Raw genomic sequence first — 20,437 nt, forward strand, 5'->3', positions numbered from 1 at the left:
CCCCGCCCAAGGCCCGGCCCGGCCGCTGACGCCCGCCCGCCCAAGGCCCGGCACGGGCCGCCGGCAGCCACCCGCCCGCCGCCGTGAGCCCGCGGCAAAGACCCGTCACGCGTGCGAAACGGCCAGGCAACCTGCCCCGGGCACGATCGGCGCATGACGACGCAGGAGCCGGACCTCATGCTCGACAGCAGCGCCGCCGGGCTGCTCGGCCACATCGGCAGCCGGGCCGGTGACCGCCTCGGCCGCGTCCGGCCGTTCGCGCCGCGCGCCGCGCGGCGGGCCGCCGACGGCGCCCCCGCCCTCATAGCCGTCGGCCACGGCAGCCGCGACCCGCGCGCCGCCGCCACCCTCCGTCTCCTCGCCGACCGGGTGCGGGAGCTGCGGCCCGGGCTCGACGTACGGCTCGCGCACATCGAGCTGAACGAGCCGCTGCTCGCCGACACGCTCGCCGGACTCTCCGGCGACGCCGTGCTCGTCCCGCTGCTCTTCGCCCGCGGCCACCACGTCACACTCGACCTGCCCGCCGCGGCCGCCGCCGCCCCCGCCGGCACGCGCGTCCTGATCGCCGGACCCCTCGGCCCGCACCCGCTGCTCGTCGAGGCCCTCGCCGACCGGCTCGCCGAGGCCGGCTGGACGCCGCGGGACGGCGCCTCGCCCGGCACCGGCGTGGTCCTCGCCGCCGCCGGCTCGCGCGCCCCCGAGTCCGCCGCCGACACCCGCCGCATCGCCGCCCGGCTCGGTGAACGCCTCGGCGGCGTACCGGTCCTCGCCGCGTACGCCTCCGCCGCCGGCCCCACCGTCCCCGAGGCCGTCCGCGCCCTCGCCGCCCGCGGCCGCCACCGCATCGCCGTCGCCTCCTGCTTCACCGCCCCCGGCCTCTTCGCCACCCGCGCCGCCGCCCACGCCCCCTGGCTCGCCGCGGCCCCACTGGGCCCGCACCCGGCGCTCGCCCGGCTGATCCTGCACCGCTACGACGAGACGACCGCCATGTCCCTTACCGGCACACGGGAGTTGACCGCCGCGATCCGCTGAGCGAGCCGCGTCGCGCCCCCGTCTGTCCGTCCCGCCCGTTACCGTCGACACCATGGAAGGCTTCGCGCAGCACAACGGCACCCCCACCCCCGGCTACGACCCCCTCGCCCTCGAACGCTGGGCCCCCGAGCCCGACAAGCGGCCCGGCCGCACCGCCTTCCAGCGCGACCGCGCACGCGTGCTGCACTCCGCCGCGCTGCGCCGGCTCGCGGGCAAGACGCAGGTCGTCGACCCCGGCTCGCGCAGTTATGCCTGGGACGCGAGCCCGCGCACCCGGCTCACCCACTCCCTGGAGTGCGCCCAGGTCGGGCGCGAACTCGGCGCCGCCCTCGGCTGCGACCCGGATCTGGTCGAGGCCGCGTGCCTGGCGCACGACATGGGCCACCCGCCGTTCGGGCACAACGGCGAGCAGGCGCTCAACGACGTCGCCAAGGACTGCGGCGGCTTCGAGGGCAACGCCCAGTCGCTCAGGCTCCTCACCCGGATCGAGCCCAAGCGCTTCATCGCGGACCCCGTCAGCGGCGACCCGGTCAGCGTCGGCCTCAACCTGACCCGGGCCGCGCTCGACGCCGCCACCAAGTACCCGTGGCCGCGCGGCGGACACCCCACCGACCCGGACTCGCCGAAGTTCGGCGTGTACGAGGACGACCTGCCGGTCTTCGAGTGGGTCAGGAAGGGCGCGCCGGAGTACCGCAAGTGCTTCGAGGCGCAGGTGATGGACTGGTCCGACGACGTGGCGTACTCGGTGCACGACTTCGAGGACGGCCTGCACGCCGGGCACATCGACCCCAACATGCTGTTCTCCGAGCCGGAGCGCGCCGACATCTGGACCGTCGCCCTCGGCCGCTACGTACCGCAGGACACCGATCCGCAGGAGCTCGCCGACGCCCTCGACCGGCTGATCGACCAGGACTGGTGGCCGCACGGCTACGACGGCTCGGCCGTCGCCCAGGCCCGCCTGAAGGACGCCACCAGCCAGCTCATCGGCCGCTTCTGCCTGGCCGCCGAGGCCGCCACCCGGCAGGCGTACGGCGGCGGCCGGCTCACCCGCTACGGCGCGGAGCTGGTCGTCCCGCGCGCGACCCGCAACGAGTGCGCGGTGCTCAAGGCGATCGCCGACCGGTACGTGATGCAGCGCGCCGAGCAGGAGGCCATCCGGGCCGATCAGCGGATCGTCGTCGCGGAGCTCGCCGAGGCGCTCGCGGCCCGCGCGCCCGAGGGGCTCGACCCGCAGTTCCGGGCCCTGTTCGTGAGCGCGCCCGACGAGCGCTCCCGCAAGCGGGTGATCGTCGATCAGATCGCCTCCCTCACCGACGCCTCCGCCCGCACCCTGCACGCCCGCCTCCGCGCGCCCCGCTGACGCCCCCCGGCCAAGGGCCGTTCGCCCTCTTTCGCCTTCCCGGCCGGTGCGGCACCCTCGCAGGCACGCCCCGAGGCGTCCCGAGGCGGTACGGCCCGGCCAGGGCCCGGGGGCGTAGCGTAGGGAACCGGTCGCAACGAGGAGGAATCAACGTGGTCGACGCAGATCAGACCTTTGTCATCGTCGGCGGGGGCCTGGCCGGCGCCAAGGCGGCGGAGACCCTGCGCTCCGAGGGGTTCAACGGGCGGGTGATCCTCATCTGCGACGAACGCGAGCGCCCCTACGAGCGTCCACCGCTCTCCAAGGGCTACCTCCTCGGCAAGGACGAGCGCGACTCCGTCTTCGTCCACGAGCCCGGCTGGTACGCGCAGCACGACGTCGAACTCCACCTCGGCCAGCCCGTCACCGCCGTCGACCGCGAGGCCCACACCGTCCGCCTCGGCGACGGCACCGTCATCCGCTACGACAAGCTGCTCCTCGCCACCGGCGCCGAGCCGCGCCGCCTCCCCGTCCCCGGCACCGACCTGGCCGGCGTCCACCACCTGCGTCGGCTCGCCCACTCCGAGCGGCTGCGCGACGAACTGAGGACCCTGGGCCGGGAGAACGGCCGGCTGGTCATCGCCGGCGCCGGCTGGATCGGCCTGGAGGTCGCCGCCGCCGCCCGCTCGTACGGCGTCGAGGTCACCATCGTCGAGTCCGACCCCACCCCGCTCCACCGGGTCCTCGGCCCCGAACTCGGCCAGATCTTCGCCGACCTGCACACCGAGCACGGCGTCCGCTTCCACTTCGGCGCCCGGCTCACCGAGATCACCGGCCAGGACGGCATGGTGCTCGCCGTCCGCACCGACGACGGCGACGAGCACCCCGCCCACGCCGTCCTCGTCGCCGTCGGCGCCGCCCCGCGCACCGCCCTCGCCGAGAACGCCGGCCTCGCGCTCGTCGACCGCGCCGACGGCGGCGGCGTCGCCGTCGACGAGTCGCTGCGCACCTCCGACCCGGACGTCTTCGCCGCCGGCGACATCGCCGCCGCCCACCACCCGCTGCTCCACACCCGGCTGCGCGTCGAGCACTGGTCCAACGCGCTCAACGGCGGCCCGGCCGCCGCCCGCGCCATGCTCGGCCGGCACGTCTCCTACGACCGCGTGCCGTACTTCTTCACCGACCAGTACGACCTCGGCATGGAGTACTCGGGCTGGGCGCCGCCCGGCTCCTACGACCAGGTCGTGGTGCGCGGCGACACCGGAAAGCGGGAGTTCATCGCCTTCTGGCTGAAGGACGGCCGGGTGCTCGCGGGCATGAACGTGAATGTGTGGGACGTCACAGAGCCCATCCAGAAGCTCGTCCGGTCCCGGGCCCAGGTGGACACGGACCGCCTGGCGGACGCTTCCGTGCCCCTGGAGAGCCTGGCCGAGTAGCCCGGGGATCCTCCGCCCCGCCCGCGACCCGCGATCTCGCGGGGGACGGCCTCCGCGCCCCCGTAGAATCTATGCGTGGCAGGCAGGATCAACGATGACGACGTGAAGGCGGTACGGGACGCGGTCCCGATCGACGCCGTCGTGTCCGAGTACCTCCAGCTCCGCAACGCCGGCGGCGGGAACCTGAAGGGGCTCTGCCCCTTCCACGACGAGAAGTCGCCCTCCTTCCAGGTCAGCCCCAGCAAGGGACTCTTCCACTGCTTCGGCTGCCAGGAAGGCGGCGACACCATCGCCTTCGTGATGAAGATCGACCACCTCACCTTCTCCGAGACGGTCGAGCGCCTCGCCGCCAAGGCGGGCATCACCCTGCGCTACGAAGAGGGCGGCTACAACCCCGGCCACCAGCGCGGCGAGCGCACCCGCCTGGTCGAGGCGCACCAGGCCGCCGCCCGCTACTACGCCGAGCAACTCGGCTCCGCCGAGGCCGAGATCGGCCGCCGGTTCCTCGCCGAGCGCGGCTTCGACCAGGCCGCCGCCGAGCACTTCGGCGTCGGCTACTCGCCGGCCGGCTGGGACCACCTCACCCGCTTCCTGCGCGGCAAGGGCTTCTCCGACCGCGAGCTGATCCTCTCCGGCCTGTCCCAGGACGGCCGCCGCGGCCCCATCGACCGCTTCCGCGGCCGCCTGATGTGGCCGATCAAGGACGTCGGCGGCGACGTCGTCGGATTCGGCGCGCGCAAGCTGCGCGACGACGACAACGGCCCCAAGTACCTCAACACGCCCGAGACGCCGATCTACAAGAAGTCCCAGGTGCTCTACGGCATCGACCTGGCCAAGAAGGACATCGCCAAGGTCAGCCGCGCCGTCGTCGTCGAGGGCTACACCGACGTCATGGCCTGCCACCTGGCCGGCGTCACCACCGCCATCGCCACCTGCGGCACCGCCTTCGGCGGCGAGCACATCAAGATCCTGCGCCGCCTCCTGATGGACAACGGCTCGGCCCGGGTGATCTTCACCTTCGACGGCGACGCCGCCGGCCAGAAGGCCGCCCTGCGCGCCTTCGAGGACGACCAGAAGTTCGCCGCCGAGACGTACATCGCGATCGCGCCCGACGGCATGGACCCCTGCGAGCTGCGCCTCGCCAAGGGCGACGAGGCCGTCGCCGACCTGGTCCAGCCGCGCACCCCGCTCTTCGAGTTCGCGCTGCGCCAGATCGTGAGCCGCTACGACCTGGAGATCCCCTCCGGCCGTGCCGCCGCGCTCGACGAGGCCGCGCCGATCGTCGCCCGCATCAAGAACGTGGCCTCGCAGCACGAGGTCGCCGTCCAGCTCGCCGGCATGCTCGGCATCCTCGACACCCAGTTCGTGGTCCGCCGGGTCGCCCAGATCGCCCGCTGGCAGCGCGGCGGCGGGGGCAAGGAGACCGACCGGCGCGCCGAGCGGAAGAGGCCGTACGACACCGCCGGCATCCAGGCGCCCGTCGCCCCCGCCGGACCCGCGCTCAACCTGCGCAGCCCCGCCCACCGCACCGAGCGCGAGCTGCTGAAGCTGGCGCTGCAGCGCCCGGAGCTGGTCTCCCCGGCCTTCGACGCGTACGGCGTCGACGAGTTCACCGCCCCGCCGTACGCGGCCGTCCGCCAGTGCGTCCAGGACGCGGGCGGCGCCACCGGCGCGCCCGCCGACTACCTCGACGCGGTCCGCGAGGCCGCCCCCGACGACACCGTGCGCGCGCTCGTCACCGAACTCGCCGTCGAGGCGATCTTCGCGAAGACCGTCGACGAGGCGTACGCGGGCGACCAGCTCGTGACCGTACGGCTCCGGGCCGTCGACCGCCGCATCCGGGACGTCCAGGGCACCCTCGCCCGCCTCGGCGCGCACGGCGACCCGGCCCAGGTGGCCGCCGTGCAGAACGAGCTGTGGGTGCTCACCCAGTACGGGCAGTCGCTGCGCAACCACGGGGCCGCGGCGCTCTGACGGCCGGTGACCTACGTTCGGTCACGAACCGGACTCAAAAAGTCACCGCACGCCCCTCGTGGCGGTGTTGTGTCGTACCCCACACTGGGTGGACGGTCCGTCCCGCCCTGGAGGTCGCCCCCCGTGCAGACCCAGCCCCAGACCCTCGCCGTGACCGAACCCTCCCCGGACGAGCTCGTGGCCGTCGAACAGGAACCCGGAACCGAGGATCGCGAAACCGAGGATCGCGAAACCCCGGATCGCGAGAGCCCGGAGGACCAAGTCCCGGAGCGCGAGATCCCGGCCCAGCGGCGCCGCGCCGACACCGGTGGCAACGGCCCGTCGTCCGACCTCTTCCGCCAGTACCTGCGCGAGATAGGCCGGGTGCCGCTGCTCACCGCGGAGGAGGAGGTCGAACTCGCCCGCCGGATCGAGGCCGGCCTCTTCGCCGAGGAGAAGCTCGCGAGCACCCCCGACCTGGACAGCCGCCTCGCCCTCGACCTCGACCGGCTCGTCGTCCTCGGCCGGATCGCCAAGCGCAAGCTGATCGAGGCCAACCTGCGGCTCGTCGTCTCCGTCGCCAAACGCTACGTGGGCCGCGGCCTCACCATGCTCGACCTGGTCCAGGAGGGGAACCTGGGCCTGATCCGGGCGGTGGAGAAGTTCGACTACGCGCGCGGCTACAAGTTCTCCACGTACGCGACCTGGTGGATCCGCCAGGCCATGTCCCGGGCCCTCGCCGACCAGGCCCGGACCATCCGCGTCCCCGTGCACGTCGTCGAACTCATCAACCGGGTCGTCCGCGTCCAGCGCCGGATGCTCCAGGAACGCGGCTACGAGCCCACCGCCGAGGAGGTCGCCGCCCAGCTCGACCTCGCGCCCGAACGGGTCGGCGAGGTGCTGCGGCTCGCCCAGGAGCCGGTGTCGCTGCACGCGCCCGTCGGCGAGGAGGAGGACGTCGCCCTCGGCGACCTCATCGAGGACGGCGACGCCGCGTCCCCCGTCGAGTCCGCCGCCTTCCTGCTGTTGCGCGAACACCTGGAGGCCGTGCTCTCCACCCTCGGCGAACGCGAACGCAAGGTCGTCCAGCTGCGCTACGGCCTCGACGACGGCAGGCCCCGCACCCTGGAGGAGATCGGACAGCTCTTCGGCGTGACGCGCGAACGCATCCGCCAGATCGAGTCCAAGACGCTCAACAAGCTGCGGGACCATGCCTACGCCGACCAACTGCGCGGCTATCTCGACTAGTCGGCCGGACTAGTCGGCCGGACCAGCCGGCCGGACCAGCCGGCCGGACCGGTCGGACAGGCGGCTAGTCGACCTCGGCGACCGCCTGCGCGAACTGCGCCGCGTACAGCCGGGCGTACGCCCCGCCCGCCGCCAGCAGCTCCTCGTGCGTGCCCTGTTCGACGATCGAGCCGTGCTCCATCACCAGGATCACGTCCGCGTCCCGGATCGTGGAGAGCCGGTGCGCGATCACGAACGAGGTGCGGCCGTGCGCGAGCCGGGCCATCGCCTTCTGGATCAGCACCTCGGTGCGGGTGTCGACCGAGCTGGTCGCCTCGTCGAGGACCAGGATCACCGGGTCGGACAGGAACGCCCGCGCGATGGTGATCAGCTGCTTCTCGCCCGCGCTGACGCCCGCGCCGTCGTCGTCGATGACCGTGTCGTAGCCCTCGGGCAGGGTGCGGATGAACCGGTCCGCGTGGGCCGCCCTCGCCGCCTCCTCGATCTCCGCCCGGGTCACCTCGCGCCGCGCGCCGTACGCGATGTTCTCGGCGATGGTTCCGCCGAAGAGCCAGGTGTCCTGGAGCACCATGCCGATGCCGGCGCGCAGGTCCTCGCGGCGCATCCGCGCGATGTCGACGCCGTCCAGGGTGATCCGGCCGCCGGTCACCTCGTAGAAGCGCATGAGCAGGTTCACCAGCGTGGTCTTGCCGGCGCCCGTCGGGCCGACGATCGCGACCGTCTGGCCCGGCTCCACGGTGAGCGACAGGTCCTCGATGAGCGGCTTGTCCTCCTCGTAGCGGAAGGCCACGCCCTCCAGCGCCACCTTGCCCTTGAGGTCGGCCGGCCTCTCGCTCTTCGGCGCGTCCGGCTCCTGCTCGTCCGCGTCGAGCAGCTCGAAGATCCGCTCGGCGGAGGCGACACCGGACTGCACCAGGTTCGCCATCGAGGCGACCTGCGTCAGCGGCATCGAGAACTGCCGCGAGTACTGGATGAACGCCTGCACGTCACCGATCGACAGACTGCCGCTCGCCACCCGCAGACCGCCCACCACGGCCACCAGGACGTAGTTCAGGTTCGACACGAACAGCATGACCGGCTGCATCACACCGCTGTTGAACTGGGCCTTGAAACCGGCCTCGTACAGCGCGTCGTTCTGCTCGGCGAAGTCCCGGGCGGACTCCTCCTGCCGGCCGAAGACCTTCACCAGCGTGTGGCCGGTGTACATCTCCTCGATGTGGGCGTTGAGCTTGCCCGTGGACTTCCACTGCTGCACGAAGTGCGGCTGCGAGCGCTTGCCGATCCTCGTCGCCACGAACACCGACAGCGGCACCGTGACCAGGGCGACCAGCGCGAGCAGCGGCGAGATCCAGAACATCATCGCGAGCACGCCGACGATCGTGAGCAGCGAGTTGATCAGCTGGCCCATCGACTGCTGGAGGGTCTGCGAGATGTTGTCGATGTCGTTGGTCGCCCGCGACAGCACCTCGCCGCGCTTGGCCTTGTCGAAGTACGACAGCGGCAGCCGCGCCAGCTTCGCCTGGACGTCCTCGCGCATCCGGAACACCGTCCGGTTGATCACCTTGATCGACATCCGGGTCGACACCAGCATCAGCAGGCCCGCGAGCACGTAGACGCCGAGCGCCACGCCCAGGACCTCGCCGACCGCCGAGAAGTCGATGCCCTGGCCGGGGGTGAAGGACACCCCGGACAGCATGTCCGCCATCCCGCCGTCGCCCTTGGCGCGCAGCGCCGCGAGCGCCTGCTCCTTCGTCGCGCCCTCGGGCATCTGCCGTCCGACCACGCCCGCGAAGACCAGGTCGGTGGCCTTGCCGAGGATCTTCGGGCCGACCACCGAGGCCGCCACCGACAGCACGCCGGCGCCCAGCATCACCCACAGCGCGCCGCGCTCCGGCGCGAGCTGCCGCAGCAGCCGCTTGCCCGAGCCCTTGAAGTCCATCGACCTCTGGTCGGGGCCGCCGCCGGCCATCATCCGTCCACCAGGACCGGCCATCAGGCTGCCTCCGCCTCGGTCAGCTGGGAGAGCACGATCTCCCGGTACGTCTCGTTCTCCGCCATCAGCTCGTGGTGCCGTCCGGTGCCCACGACCCGGCCCTCGTCGAGCACGACGATCCGGTCGGCCTCCCGGATGGTGGCGACCCGCTGGGCGACGATGACGACGGTCGCGTCGGCGGTCTCGTCGGCGAGCGCGGCCCGAAGGAGCGCGTCCGTCTCGTAGTCGAGCGCCGAGAAGGAGTCGTCGAACAGATAGATCTCCGGCCGCTGCACGAGCGTGCGGGCGATCGCGAGGCGCTGCCGCTGGCCGCCGGAGACATTGGTGCCGCCCTGCGCGATCGGCGCGTTCAGGCCGCCCTCCAGCTTGGACACGAAGTCCTTGGCCTGGGCCACCTCCAGGGCGTGCCACAGCTCCTCGTCGGTCGCGTCCGGCTTGCCGTACCGCAGGTTCGTCGCCACCGTCCCGGAGAACAGGTACGGCTTCTGCGGCACCAGGCTCACCGTCCGCGCCATCAGCACGGGGTCGAGGGTGCGGACGTCCACGCCGTCGACCAGGACCTCGCCGCCGGTCACGTCGAAGAGCCGCGGCACGAGGCCGAGCAGCGTCGACTTGCCGGAGCCCGTCGAGCCGATGATCGCGGTGGTCTCGCCCGGCCGGGCGACCAGCTCGACGTCCCGCAGCACCGACTCCTCCGCGCCCGGGTACCGGAAGTCCGCGCTCCTGACCTCCAGGTGCCCGCGCCGCGTGAGCGTGGTGACCGGCTCGGCCGGCGGCACGACGCTCGACTCGGTCGCGAGGACCTCCTCGATGCGCTCGGCGCACACCTCGGCCCGCGGCACCATCATGAACATGAAGGTGGCCATCATCACGGCCATCACGATCTGCATCAGATAGGCGAGGAAGGCGGTCAGCGCGCCGATCTCCATCCCGCCGCTGTCGATGCGGTGCGCGCCGAACCACACCACGGCGATCGACGACACGTTCACGACCGTCATCACGGTCGGGAACATCAGCGCCATCAGCCGGCCGGTGGCCATCGACACGTCGGTCAGCTCGGTGTTCGACCCCTTGAACCGCTCGCGCTCGTAGTCGTCCCGCACGAAGGCGCGGATGACCCGGTTGCCGGTGATCTGCTCGCGCAGCACCCGGTTCACCGTGTCGAGGCGCGTCTGCATGGTGCGGAACAGCGGCCGCATCCTCCGCACGATCAGCGACACCGCGATGCCGAGCACCGGCACCACGGCGATCAGCACGGCCGACAGCGGCACGTCCTGCCCGAGGGCCATGATGATGCCGCCGACGCACATGATCGGCGCGGAGACCATCAGGGTGAACGCCATCAGGACCAGCATCTGGACCTGCTGCACGTCGTTGGTGGTACGGGTGATCAGCGACGGCGCCCCGAAGTGCCCGACCTCCCGGGCCGAGAACGACTGCACGCGCGCGAACACCGCGGCCCGCACGTCCCGTCCGAGCGCGGCGGCGGTCCGCGCACCGAAGTACACGGCGCCGATGTTGCACAGCACCTGCACGACCGACACGCCGATCATCAGCGCGCCGAAGCGCAGGATGTAGCCGGTGTCCCCGCCGACGACACCGTTGTCGATGATGTCGGCGTTGAGGGTCGGCAGGTAGAGGGTGGCGCTGGTCTGCAGCAGCTGCAGCAGGACCAGCAGGGCGATGGGTTTCCTGTACGGCTGGAGGTGGGTCCGGAGAAGTCTTATGAGCACGGGTTCTACTATCGCCCGCGATCCCGTGACGTTACGAGCGATTTGCAGGCGGCGAGCCGGACGCGTCGGGGGAGATCCCCTGACGGCGCCCGTCAGCCGGAGAACGCCCCCGGGTGCGTCTGCTCGCGGGTGGCCGAGTACTGCTGGCGAACGGCCTGTCCGACCGCCAGCTCGTCGCCCGGCTCGAAGACCTGCGCGGCCGCTCCCTGCCAGGCCGGCGGCGCCGTCGGCGCCAGCGTGCCCTGCGACACCCCGAGCGCCCACGCGGCCTGCCGGGCGGCGCCGAGCGCCGCGTACTCCGCCGGCTGGGGGACGACGACCTGGGCGCCGAACAGCGCCGGTGCCAGCGCCTGGACGGCGGGCAGCCCGGCGGCCGCGCCGAGCAGGAACACCCGGCGCACCTCCACGCCCCGCCCGCGCAGCACGTCCATCGCGTCGGCGAGCGAGCACAGCATGCCCTCGAAGGCGGCCCGCGCCAGGTGCTCCGGCTTCATCGACTCGCGGCGCAGCCCGCTGAGCGTGCCGGCGGTGTGCGGCAGGTTCGGCGTCCGCTCGCCCTCCAGGTACGGCAGCAGCACCAGGCCCGACGAGCCCGGCGTCGACTTGAGCGCGAGCGCGGACAGCTCGTCCAGGGACTCCGCGCCCAGCATCTCGGCGGTGCCGCGCAGCGCCCGCACCGCGTTCGAGACGTGCACGACCGGCAGGTGCATGCCGGTGGCGTCGGCGTACGAGGTGATCATCCCGTTCGGGTCGGTCAGCGCCTCGTGGTGGACGGCCATGACCGAGCCGGAGGCGCCGAGCGAGACGACGGCGTCGCCCGGGCCGACCCCGAGGCCGAGCGCGGCGGCCATGGTCTCGCCGGTGCCGGCGGAGATCAGCAGCCCCTCGGGGGTGGTGCCGGCGGCCTCGAAGGGCGCGAGCACCTCGGGCAGCACCGCCTGGTGGCCGAGCGCCAGGTCGACGAGATCGGGCCGGTAGGCGTTGGCGCGGGCCGACCAGTAGCCGGTGGCCGAGGCGGCGCCGCGGTCGGTGGTCCGGCGCGCGGGCCGGCCGAGCAGCTGCCACACCAGCCAGTCGTGCGGCTGCAGGATCATCGCGACGCGCTGCGCGTGCTCGGGCTCGCTGCGGGCCAGCCAGCGCAGCTTCGCGATCGGCAGCCCGGACTGCGGCACGGTCCCGACCGCGTCGGCCCACGCCTGCCGCCCGCCGAGCGACTCGACGAGGTCCGCGGCGGCGACCTGCGCCCGCTTGTCGTTGCCGACCAGCGCGGGCCGTACGAGCCCGCCCTGCGCGTCCAGCGGCACGAGCCCGTGCTGCTGCGCGGACACGCCGATCGCCTGCACGCCTTCGAGCAGCCCGCCGGTCGCGGCGTCACCGAGCGAGAGCAGCCACGCCTGCGGGTCGACGTCGGTGGCCTTGGGTTCCAGGGGATGCGGGGCATGGCCCTGCCGCAGTACGGCACCCGTGTCGGCGTCGCAGACGACGATGCGCGTGGAGTCGGAAGAACTGTCCAGACCGGCGACTATCCCCATGGCACATGATTCTGCCGTACGCGAGGGGATGTGCGGGACGCCACCGGCGTACGCGAGGGGCCGGCCGTACGGGACCGGGAAGCGGACGGACCGGGTCCGTCGGCGCGGCCGGCCGGCGGCCGGTGCGGGCTCAGGTGTTGCTGGTGCCCCAGTCGTCGTCCTCGTACTGCGCGGACTGCCCGGTGTAGTGCCCGTCGTGGTCCCGCCGCGAGCGGATCCGCTGCGCCTGGTCCCCGACCGCGTGCAGCGCCTTCCCGGCCGCCTGCCGGCCGCCCTGCGCGGCGGACTCGGCGGCGTTGCGCACCGCGGGGTTCGCGGCGACCCGCTGGGCGCCGCGCTTCATCCGGTCGTACCACTCGCGTCCGGCCCGCGTCCCGAGCACGAAACCCACTGCCAGGCCGCCGACGAAGATCAGCTTGCGCACGCTGTGATCCTTCCCTGGAACCGTCCCGGGAGCGCTCTGGGGATACCGATTGGCGGAGCACCCCCCTGCTTGCGCTAATGTATGTCTCGCAGCGAGCGGCCGCCCCTCGGCGAGGCCCGAGGTGGATCCGATCGGTGCAACGCAGCAATCCCCTGTAGCTCAATTGGCAGAGCAGCCGGCTGTTAACCGGCAGGTTACTGGTTCGAGTCCAGTCGGGGGAGCGCGATCCCCTGTAGCTCAATTGGCAGAGCATTCGGCTGTTAACCGGAGGGTTACTGGTTCGAGTCCAGTCGGGGGAGCCATCGGAAGAGGACCCTTCGGGGTCCTTTTTCGTTTCCCGTGGAACCGCCGGACGCGCCCCGGAGTCTTGAAGATCGAGCATGGCCGACCATCCGGAGCAGGAGATCGTATGAGCGGCTATGCTGCGGCAGACGGCGCGCACACTTGTACGCGCCGCGGTGTTCGGGGCGGTAGCTCAGCCGGTTAGAGCAGCGGACTCATAATCCGTCGGCCGTGGGTTCGAGTCCCACCCGCCCCACCACTGCCCGCCCCCGCAGGAAGGATTTTCCTGCGGGAGCGGGCGTTTTCATGCCCACGGTGCACGGCCACCGCGCGGGAGCGCCGTAGCGACACGCCGACATCACCCGGATGCTTCGCTCTGGTGCGCGACGGTTCAGCCTTTGGCGGGCTTGGCCAGCGATGCCAGGATCGCGCCGTCGGCGCCCCGGACGGTGATGGTGATGTCGTTCGTCCCGTTCCCGGCCCGGGTGTCGTATGTGTGGAAGGCGACCCATCCGGGGCGGCCGGGCAGCACGACCATGCGGGCGCTCACCGTCCGGCCGCCCATGGAAACGGTCACGTCGGCGGGCTTGTCGGGGCCGTGGTAGATGCCGGCCCACACGGTGCCGGTGCCGTCGCCGGCGGCCGTGGCCGAGATCTTTCCCGCGGGCACGTCGGCCACCTCCAGCTGCTGCCGCTCGGCCTTGGAGCCCGAAGTCCTCGGCGTGGCCAGGAACATGCCCCGGTCGGTCAGCCACATCGTGCTGCCGCCGCCGAGCGCCACCTTCTCGCCCGGAGCCACGACCGTCACAGCCGCCGGTGCCGGTGCCGATGCCACGGGCACCCGGGGCGTGGCGGGAGCACCGAAGGTCGCGGCGAACGCCGCACCGGCCACCGGGACGAGAATCGCGGCCGCCACGGCAGCGGACCGGAGCGCCTTGTGGCGTCGGCGGATCGTCTTTCCCCGCCGCATCACGGCCGCCGTGGGGGCCGCACCCACCGGCATGGCCGCCGCGGCCTCGTGGAGCGCCGCGGCCAGGGTCTCGTCCTGGTTCATCGGGGCAGTCCTTTCAGCGATTCCTGCGGGCGTCCGGCCAGGGCGGCCAGGACGCCGTCGTCACGGAGTCCGGCCAGGCCGCGGGTGATCTGGCTGCGTACGGTGCTCTCCCGGGTGCCCAGGGCCGCGGCGATCTGGGCGGGAGTCATGTCCTCGAAGTAGCGGAGCACCACCGCGGACCGCTGCCGCAGGGGCAGCCCGGCGAGCGCGTCCATGAGCGCGCCGCGATGTTCCACCTGTGTGGTCCGGTCGGCCACCGCGGTCTCCGGAAGCCGGGAGGTGCAGCTCCTCTGGACCAAACAGCGTCGGCCTCCGGCCGCCGGGGCCGGAGCGGACAGGCTCTCTCGTCCCGTCCACCCCCCAGACAGCAACGGCGCCGCAAAACGCTGCTCGACGCGACAGGCCGGCCGATGTGGCACTCGTCACACGTCCAGGAGCTCCGCCAGTGCGGCGTCGGCGTGGCCCTATGTCGTCACGGCGTGTCGAGGAGCCCCATGAACAGCAGCACCGAGACGAGCACCACCAGCGGCGCGGCCAGCGCCAGGGCCGGGCGGCGGGGCGGGACCCAGGAGGCGATGAGGAGGATCAGGGCGAGGACGAGGCCGACGCCGAAGAGGGGGAAGGCGATCTCGAAGCTGGCGTCGAAGCGGTCGGCCTCGGCGCCGTTGCAGGAGTCGCAGGCCATCGGGGAGAGGCCCGCGAAGAAGAGGGAGACGAGGCCGAACGGCACGGTCACGAGGGTGGAGACGAGGGCGGGGATCCACGAGCCGGAGGAAGTGGAGGCCGCGGGGGCGGGGTTCGTCGGCATGAGGACAGTTCAGCGCACCGGGGTGGCAGGGCGGATGAGTCCGCGTACTCATCCGCCCTGCCCGTATGCCTAGTACGTGAGGATGCCCGGGTCCGTCGTGCCCGCCGCGCCCGTCTCCACGTGGCCCGCCAGGCGGCGGAGGTAGTCCGTGGAGGCGGACGACGTGATGCCGACGTCGTACCAGCGGGCGGAGGCGGACAGCGGGACGGTGTGGGTGACCGTCGCGCCCTTCGGGACGGAGAGGGTCACCGGGGTGCCGGCGTAGGCGTTGGTGACGGTCACCGTGGCGGTGGTGCCCGCGTTGGTGAAGGTCAGGTCGAGGTCGCCGGTGGTGGCGTTGTGGCGGGCCCTGACCTCGGGGACCGCCGTCTTGCCCGGGGAGCGCAGCCGGCGCAGGAAGCCGTTCGGGCCGTGCACGGTGAGGTCGGTCAGGCCGCTGGAGTACTTGGTGTTCCAGGTGTCCGCGATCGACTTGCCGGCTTCGGCCGTGTAGGTCCACGGGACGTCCGTGCGGTTCGCCGACGTCACGTAGAACTGGGCGCCCGCCGAGGGGCCGCCGCTGAAGGTGAGGGTGTAGGTGCCCGCCGAGGTGTCGGCGGCGCCGTCCACGTACGGGGCGTACTTCAGCGGGCGGGTGGGCTTGGCGCCCGGCTCCTGGCGGGGCATCGTGCCGACCGCCGGGGCGGTGGCCGGGAAGTCCGGGTGCCGGTTCTTGTCCGGCGGGTAGTAGCCGGCCGTGGAGGGCAGCGCGGCCGGCTGGGTCTGCGTCCGCGAGAAGTCGAAGGCCGACGTCAGGTCGCCGCATATCGCCCGGCGCCACGGCGAGATGTTGGGCTCGCGCACGCCGAACCGGCTCTCCATGAAGCGGATGACCGACGTGTGGTCGAAGGTCTCCGAGCAGGTGTAGCCGCCGGTCGACCACGGGGAGACGACGATCATCGGGACGCGCGGGCCGAGGCCGTAGGGGCCGGCCGCGTAGCCGGTCTTGCCGGGAAACCAGTCCAGGGTGGTGGCGACCGTCGACTTGCCCCAGGAGGCGTCGCCCGGGACGAACGGCGGGACGACGTGGTCGAAGAAGCCGTCGTTCTCGTCGTACGTGATGAAGAGGGCCGTCTTCGCCCACACGTCCGGGTTCGAGGTCAGCGCGTCGAGGACCTGGGCGATGTACCAGGCGCCGTAGTTCGCGGGCCAGTTGGCGTGCTCGGAGAACGCCTCGGGCGCCGCGATCCAGGAGACCTGCGGCAGCCGGCCGGCCTGCACGTCGGCGCGCAGCGAGTCGAAGTAGCCCTCGCCCGCCTTGGCGTCGGTGCCGGTGCGGGCCTTGTCGTAGAGCGGGTTGCCGGGCTGCGCGTTGCGGTAGTTGTTGAAGTAGAGCAGCGAGTTGTCGCCGTAGTTGCCGCGGAAGGCGTCGTTGATCCAGCCCCACGAACCGCCGGCGTTCAGGCCGTCGCCGATGTCCTGGTAGATCTTCCACGAGACGCCCGCCGCCTCCAGGCGCTCGGGGTACGTCGTCCAGCCGTAGCCCGCCTCGGCGTTGTTGAGCACGGGGCCGCCGCCGGTGCCGTCGTTGCCGACGTAACCCGTCCACATGTAGTAGCGGTTCGGGTCGGTGGCGCCGATGAACGAGCAGTGGTACGCGTCGCAGATGGTGAACGCGTCGGCGAGCGCGTAGTGGAAGGGGATGTCCTCACGGGTGAGGTGCGCCATCGTGGCCTTGGTCTTGGCCGGGATCCAGTTGTTGTACTTGCCCTTGTTCCAGGCGCTCTGGCCGCCCTGCCAGTCGTGGTTCAGGCCCTGGAGGTACTCCATGCCCAGTTTGTCGCTGCTCGGCCGGAAGGGCAGCGTGACGTTGCCGACGTTGTCCGCCTGGTTCCAGACCGGCTTCCCGCTGGGCAGCGTCACCGGGCGCGGGTCGCCGAAGCCGCGCACGCCCTTCATGGCGCCGAAGTAGTGGTCGAAGGAGCGGTTCTCCTGCATCAGGACCACGATGTGCTCGATGTCCTGGATGGTGCCGGTCGCACCCTGCGCCGGTATGGAGGCGGCGCGGGCGATGCTGTCGGACAGCATGGTGAACGCGGCGGTACCGCCCGCCAGTTGCAGGAACCGGCGGCGATTCAGTTCGGCCATGGGGGAGTTGCCCTCCGGGATGGGAGCGGATGGGGGGTACGCGTGCGGTGGCCGGCCGGGCCGGCGACGAGCGCCCCAAGGAGAGCGCCCGTGAACCACCGCCCGGCGGCCGTCCCATGACTGCCCGTCGTACGGCGGGCGAATCCCCCGTGCCTGAACGTGAAAAAACACAACCGAACGCCCCTGGCGCGTGTCATCGCACCAGGGGCGTCAGAAATCCTCAGAAAGGCACGCCGGAAGACGTGTCGGGTTCTCGGTGTCCGGACTACCGGGCTACCGGACCACCGGCACTACTCGACGACCAGCTCCACCGTGATGTTGCCACGCGTCGCCTTCGAGTACGGGCAGAACGCGTGCGTCTTCTCCAGGAGGGCGGCGCCCGCCTCGCCCTGCAGGTGCTCCGGGAACTCGGCGCGCATCACGACGGCCAGGCCGAAGCCGCCGTCGGCCGCGTCCTTGCCGATGGAGACCTCGGCGGTGACGGAGGCGTCGGAGATGTCGATCTTCTCCTGGCGGGCGACCACGCCCATGGCGCTGGCGAAGCAGGCCGCGTAGCCGGCGGCGAAGAGCTGCTCGGGGTTGGTGCCCTGGCCGCTGCCGCCGAGGGCCACCGGGTGGGCGAGCGGGAGGTCGAGGTGACCGTCGGAGCTGACGGCGCGGCCCTCGCGGCCGTTGGCGGTGGCGACGGCGGTGTAGATCGCGTCCATGGGTTCTTCCGTTCCTCTCGGAGGGGGCGGGGGCCGGGGTGGTGCTGCCCCGGGTTCATTTGTAGCGCGCGATTGAATTGCGCACAACTCAATCGGGTGTGATGCGCCTCTCCCGTACTCTGGGAACCATGGACGAGGACTACCTCCGGCTCGACAACCAGATCTGCTTCTCGCTGCACGCCGCCGGCCGCGCCTTCAACGGCGTCTACCGCAGCGCGCTCAAGGAGCTCGGCCTCACCTACCCCCAGTACCTGGTGATGCTCGTCCTGTGGGAGCACGGCGAACTGCCGGTCAAGGGCATCGGCGAGCGGCTCCGCCTCGACTCCGGCACCCTCTCCCCGCTGCTCAAGCGCCTGGAGGCGGCCGGCTACGTCGAGCGGCGGCGCAGCGCCGAGGACGAGCGGTCCGTCACGGTGCGGGTCACCGCCGACGGGACCGCGCTGCGCGAGAAGGCCCTCGGGGTGCCGCGCGGGATCGCCGCCGCGACCGGACTCGACCTCGCGGAACTGCAGGATCTGCAGCACCGGATCCAGGCCCTCGCCGCCCGGCTCGACGCCGTCGACCCGGACGACATCGCGCGCTGCGTCGGCGCCGACGGCGCGCACGACACGGCGGTTCCTGCATCCGACATCTAAATGTAAGGACCCGCTGACGGATGCGGTCCTATACTCACGCCATGTCCGACATCACCTTGCGGCGCGCCACCGCCGCCGACTCCAAGCGGCTCAGCCGGCTCGTCCGGACCTCCTCCGCCTACGCCGGCGAATACGCCGCCATGGTCGACGGCTACCAGGTCGGCGGCTCGTACATCGAGCACCACCCCGTGTACGTCGCCGTGGCCGCCGACGGCCGCGTCCTCGGCTTCTACGCCCTCCTCCTCGACGAGGCCGAACTCGACCTCGCCTTCGTCGCCGACGACGTCCAGGGCCTCGGCATCGGCCGGATGCTCATGGCGCACATGACCGAGCAGGCCCGGGCCGCCGGCCTCGACTCGATACGCGTCGTGGCCCATCCGCCCGCCGAGGAGTTCTACCTGCGCACCGGCGCCCGCCGCACCGGCACCGTCCAGCCCGCCGGCCGCATCCACTGGGCCCGCCCCGAGCTCCGCTGGGACCTCGTCCCCACGGCCGACGCCGCGTGAGCGCCACCCAGGCGGCCGAGCCCGGGGAACGCAAGCTCTTCGCCGACCTCACCCCGCTGCGCACCTCCGCCGACTACCGCCGCCTCTGGTTCGGCAACTCCGTCACCTGGGTCGGCCAGGGCATGACCACCCTGGCGATCTCCCTCCAGGTCTACGACATCACCCGCTCGCCGTTCTCCGTCGGCCTCGTCGGGCTGTTCACGCTCGTCCCGCTGGTCGTCTTCGGCCTGTACGGCGGCGCCATCGCCGACACCGTCGACCGGCGCCGGCTCGGACTCGCCAGCTCCACCGGCCTGGCCGTGCTCTCCGCCGCGCTCGCCACCGCCGCGTTCGCCGGCTTCCACAGGGTCTGGTTCCTGTACGCGATCGTCGCCCTCCAGGCCGTCTGCGCCGCGCTCAACGCGCCCGCCCGCAGCGCGATGATCCCCCGGCTGCTGCCCGCCGAGCAGCTGCGCGCCGCCAACGCGCTCAACTCGATGACGATGACCTTCGGCACGCTCGTCGGGCCCAGCCTCGGCGGCGTCATCGTCGGCCTGGCCGGCTACCAGGCCGCGTACCTCATCGACGCGATCGCCTTCTCCGCCTCGCTCTACGCGATGTGGCGGCTGCCCTCGATGCTGCCGGAGCGCACCGGCACCACCGAGCGGGCCTCCGTCCTCGACGGGCTGCGTTTCCTCGCCACCCGTCCCAACCTGCGCATGACGTTCTTCTCCGACTTCTGCGCGATGATCCTCGCCCACCCCCGGGCGCTCTTCCCGGTCGTCGCCGCGCTCTGGTACGGCGGCGACGCGCGCACCACCGGACTCCTCGTCGCCGCACCGGCGTTCGGCGCGCTCCTCGGCGGCGTGCTCTCCGGCTGGCAGGGCCGCATCCACCGCCACGGCCAGGCGGTCCTGCTCTCCGTCGCCACCTGGGGCACCGCCATCGCGGTCTTCGGACTCACCCGCAACCTCTGGCTCGGGCTGCTGCTGCTCGCCGTCGCCGGCTACTCCGACACCGTCTCGATGATCTTCCGCAACACGATGTTGCAGGTCGCGGCGCCGGACGAGATGCGCGGGCGGCTCCAGGGCGTCTTCATCGTGGTCGTCGCGGGCGGGCCCCGGCTCGGCGACTTCCTCGCCGGCACCGTCGCCGACCTCACCTCTCCGGCCGTGGCCATCACCGGCGGCGGCCTGGCCTGTGTGCTCGCGATCGGCCTGCTCGCGCTGTACGGGAAGGACTTCCGCCGTTACGACGGACGCAACCCGACCCCGTGACGCCGTCCGTGTGCCGGCGGTGCCGGCGCGGGAGCGGGGACGGGGACGGGGGCGCGAAGCGCGCGGCACGTAACAGCGCCCCGCCGAACGGGTCATACCGGAGCATGATCAGGGCGCGTGCGCTTGCCGCGAACCTATGCCCCGGGGAGGCTCCGCATGAGCAACTCCGCTCGTCAGGAGGTTTTCATGCGCAAGTTCATCGCCACGGCCGCCCTGGCCGCCGCCGTCGTGCTCTCCGGCTCCGGCACCGCCCTCGCCTACGGCTACGACGACGACTCCGACGGTTCCGACGTGACGGTCGTGACCAACGCGGTCGTCGTCTGCGAGGACTTCAGCATCTGTCAGGGCATCGGCGGCTGACCGTGGCCTGAA

18 protein-coding genes and 3 tRNA genes are annotated in these 20,437 nt (G+C 72.3%); 12 read left to right on the top strand and 9 right to left on the bottom strand.

Annotation, left to right across the window (positions count from 1 at the left end; genetic code table 11):
• The first annotated feature begins 153 nt into the window (after positions 1-153).
• The 5 genes from ACFYU9_RS08630 to ACFYU9_RS08650 all read left to right on the top strand — a co-directional run bounded on the left by ACFYU9_RS08630 (position 154) and on the right by ACFYU9_RS08650 (position 7,008).
• Positions 154-1,032 (top strand): sirohydrochlorin chelatase, encoded by an 879-nt coding sequence (locus ACFYU9_RS08630; RefSeq protein WP_389343699.1) that lies wholly within the window; start codon positions 154-156, stop codon positions 1,030-1,032.
• A 52-nt stretch (positions 1,033-1,084) separates the two neighbouring features.
• Complete coding sequence (locus ACFYU9_RS08635) at positions 1,085-2,392, top strand: deoxyguanosinetriphosphate triphosphohydrolase (protein WP_389343702.1); 1,308 nt, start codon at positions 1,085-1,087, stop codon at positions 2,390-2,392.
• 152 nt (positions 2,393-2,544) lie between these two features.
• A complete protein-coding gene (locus tag ACFYU9_RS08640) occupies positions 2,545-3,807 on the top strand; it encodes an NAD(P)/FAD-dependent oxidoreductase (protein WP_389205900.1) in 1,263 nt (420 codons plus the stop codon).
• A gap of 75 nt (positions 3,808-3,882) precedes the next feature.
• The gene (gene dnaG / locus ACFYU9_RS08645; protein WP_389205898.1) at positions 3,883-5,781 is read left to right on the top strand and encodes a DNA primase; all 1,899 of its coding nucleotides are present in this window, start codon (positions 3,883-3,885) and stop codon (positions 5,779-5,781) included.
• Positions 5,782-5,850: 69 nt separating this feature from the next.
• On the top strand, positions 5,851-7,008 hold the full coding sequence (locus ACFYU9_RS08650; RefSeq protein WP_389205896.1) for an RNA polymerase sigma factor: 1,158 nt from the start codon (positions 5,851-5,853) through the stop codon (positions 7,006-7,008).
• Positions 7,009-7,072: 64 nt separating this feature from the next.
• Here the strand turns inward: ACFYU9_RS08650 and ACFYU9_RS08655 are convergent, their stop codons facing one another.
• The 4 genes from ACFYU9_RS08655 to ACFYU9_RS08670 form a co-directional block, all read right to left on the bottom strand.
• Positions 7,073-9,001 carry an ABC transporter ATP-binding protein gene (locus ACFYU9_RS08655; protein WP_389205894.1) on the bottom strand — a complete coding sequence of 643 codons (1,929 nt, stop codon included), beginning with the start codon at positions 8,999-9,001 and terminating at the stop codon, positions 7,073-7,075.
• Positions 9,001-10,734 (bottom strand): ABC transporter ATP-binding protein, encoded by a 1,734-nt coding sequence (locus ACFYU9_RS08660; protein WP_389205892.1) that lies wholly within the window; start codon positions 10,732-10,734, stop codon positions 9,001-9,003. Before ACFYU9_RS08660 ends, ACFYU9_RS08655 begins: the two co-directional genes overlap by 1 nt.
• Before the next feature lie 92 nt (positions 10,735-10,826).
• A complete protein-coding gene (locus tag ACFYU9_RS08665) occupies positions 10,827-12,266 on the bottom strand; it encodes an FGGY family carbohydrate kinase (protein WP_389205890.1) in 1,440 nt (479 codons plus the stop codon).
• Positions 12,267-12,396: 130 nt separating this feature from the next.
• Positions 12,397-12,690, bottom strand: a complete 294-nt coding sequence (locus tag ACFYU9_RS08670) for a YtxH domain-containing protein (protein WP_389205888.1) — start codon at positions 12,688-12,690, stop codon at positions 12,397-12,399.
• Positions 12,691-12,838: 148 nt separating this feature from the next.
• On the opposite strand from ACFYU9_RS08670, the gene ACFYU9_RS08675 reads away from it, so the two are divergent.
• The 3 genes from ACFYU9_RS08675 to ACFYU9_RS08685 all read left to right on the top strand — a co-directional run bounded on the left by ACFYU9_RS08675 (position 12,839) and on the right by ACFYU9_RS08685 (position 13,231).
• Positions 12,839-12,911, top strand: a tRNA-Asn gene (locus ACFYU9_RS08675).
• A 5-nt stretch (positions 12,912-12,916) separates the two neighbouring features.
• A tRNA-Asn gene (locus ACFYU9_RS08680) sits at positions 12,917-12,992 on the top strand.
• A 162-nt stretch (positions 12,993-13,154) separates the two neighbouring features.
• A tRNA-Ile gene (locus ACFYU9_RS08685) sits at positions 13,155-13,231 on the top strand.
• A gap of 132 nt (positions 13,232-13,363) precedes the next feature.
• On the opposite strand, the gene ACFYU9_RS08690 is transcribed toward ACFYU9_RS08685, so the two are convergent.
• The 5 genes from ACFYU9_RS08690 to ACFYU9_RS08710 all read right to left on the bottom strand — a co-directional run bounded on the left by ACFYU9_RS08690 (position 13,364) and on the right by ACFYU9_RS08710 (position 17,668).
• Positions 13,364-14,026 (bottom strand): hypothetical protein, encoded by a 663-nt coding sequence (locus tag ACFYU9_RS08690; RefSeq protein WP_389205886.1) that lies wholly within the window; start codon positions 14,024-14,026, stop codon positions 13,364-13,366.
• Complete coding sequence (locus ACFYU9_RS08695) at positions 14,023-14,445, bottom strand: sigma-70 family RNA polymerase sigma factor (protein ID WP_389343705.1); 423 nt, start codon at positions 14,443-14,445, stop codon at positions 14,023-14,025. The genes ACFYU9_RS08690 and ACFYU9_RS08695 overlap by 4 nt, the downstream gene beginning before the upstream one ends.
• Before the next feature lie 53 nt (positions 14,446-14,498).
• The gene (locus ACFYU9_RS08700) at positions 14,499-14,834 is read right to left on the bottom strand and encodes a hypothetical protein (RefSeq protein ID WP_389205882.1); all 336 of its coding nucleotides are present in this window, start codon (positions 14,832-14,834) and stop codon (positions 14,499-14,501) included.
• A 69-nt stretch (positions 14,835-14,903) separates the two neighbouring features.
• Entirely contained in the window at positions 14,904-16,961 is a 2,058-nt protein-coding gene (locus ACFYU9_RS08705) for a phosphocholine-specific phospholipase C (protein WP_389205880.1), read from the bottom strand.
• 290 nt (positions 16,962-17,251) lie between these two features.
• Entirely contained in the window at positions 17,252-17,668 is a 417-nt protein-coding gene (locus ACFYU9_RS08710) for an organic hydroperoxide resistance protein (protein WP_389205878.1), read from the bottom strand.
• A gap of 128 nt (positions 17,669-17,796) precedes the next feature.
• Here ACFYU9_RS08710 and ACFYU9_RS08715 point away from each other — a divergent pair, with 128 nt between their 5' ends.
• The 4 genes from ACFYU9_RS08715 to ACFYU9_RS08730 all read left to right on the top strand — a co-directional run bounded on the left by ACFYU9_RS08715 (position 17,797) and on the right by ACFYU9_RS08730 (position 20,425).
• The gene (locus tag ACFYU9_RS08715; protein WP_389205876.1) at positions 17,797-18,303 is read left to right on the top strand and encodes a MarR family winged helix-turn-helix transcriptional regulator; all 507 of its coding nucleotides are present in this window, start codon (positions 17,797-17,799) and stop codon (positions 18,301-18,303) included.
• A 41-nt stretch (positions 18,304-18,344) separates the two neighbouring features.
• The gene (locus ACFYU9_RS08720; protein ID WP_389205874.1) at positions 18,345-18,809 is read left to right on the top strand and encodes a GNAT family N-acetyltransferase; all 465 of its coding nucleotides are present in this window, start codon (positions 18,345-18,347) and stop codon (positions 18,807-18,809) included.
• The gene (locus tag ACFYU9_RS08725; protein ID WP_389205872.1) at positions 18,806-20,065 is read left to right on the top strand and encodes an MFS transporter; all 1,260 of its coding nucleotides are present in this window, start codon (positions 18,806-18,808) and stop codon (positions 20,063-20,065) included. Before ACFYU9_RS08720 ends, ACFYU9_RS08725 begins: the two co-directional genes overlap by 4 nt.
• A gap of 186 nt (positions 20,066-20,251) precedes the next feature.
• Positions 20,252-20,425 carry a hypothetical protein gene (locus ACFYU9_RS08730; protein WP_389205870.1) on the top strand — a complete coding sequence of 58 codons (174 nt, stop codon included), beginning with the start codon at positions 20,252-20,254 and terminating at the stop codon, positions 20,423-20,425.
• The last annotated feature ends 12 nt before the right edge of the window (positions 20,426-20,437 follow it).

Origin of the sequence: Streptomyces sp. NPDC004327, from assembly GCF_042873935.1 — a bacterium.
In the GTDB taxonomy this organism is placed as follows: domain Bacteria; phylum Actinomycetota; class Actinomycetes; order Streptomycetales; family Streptomycetaceae; genus Streptomyces.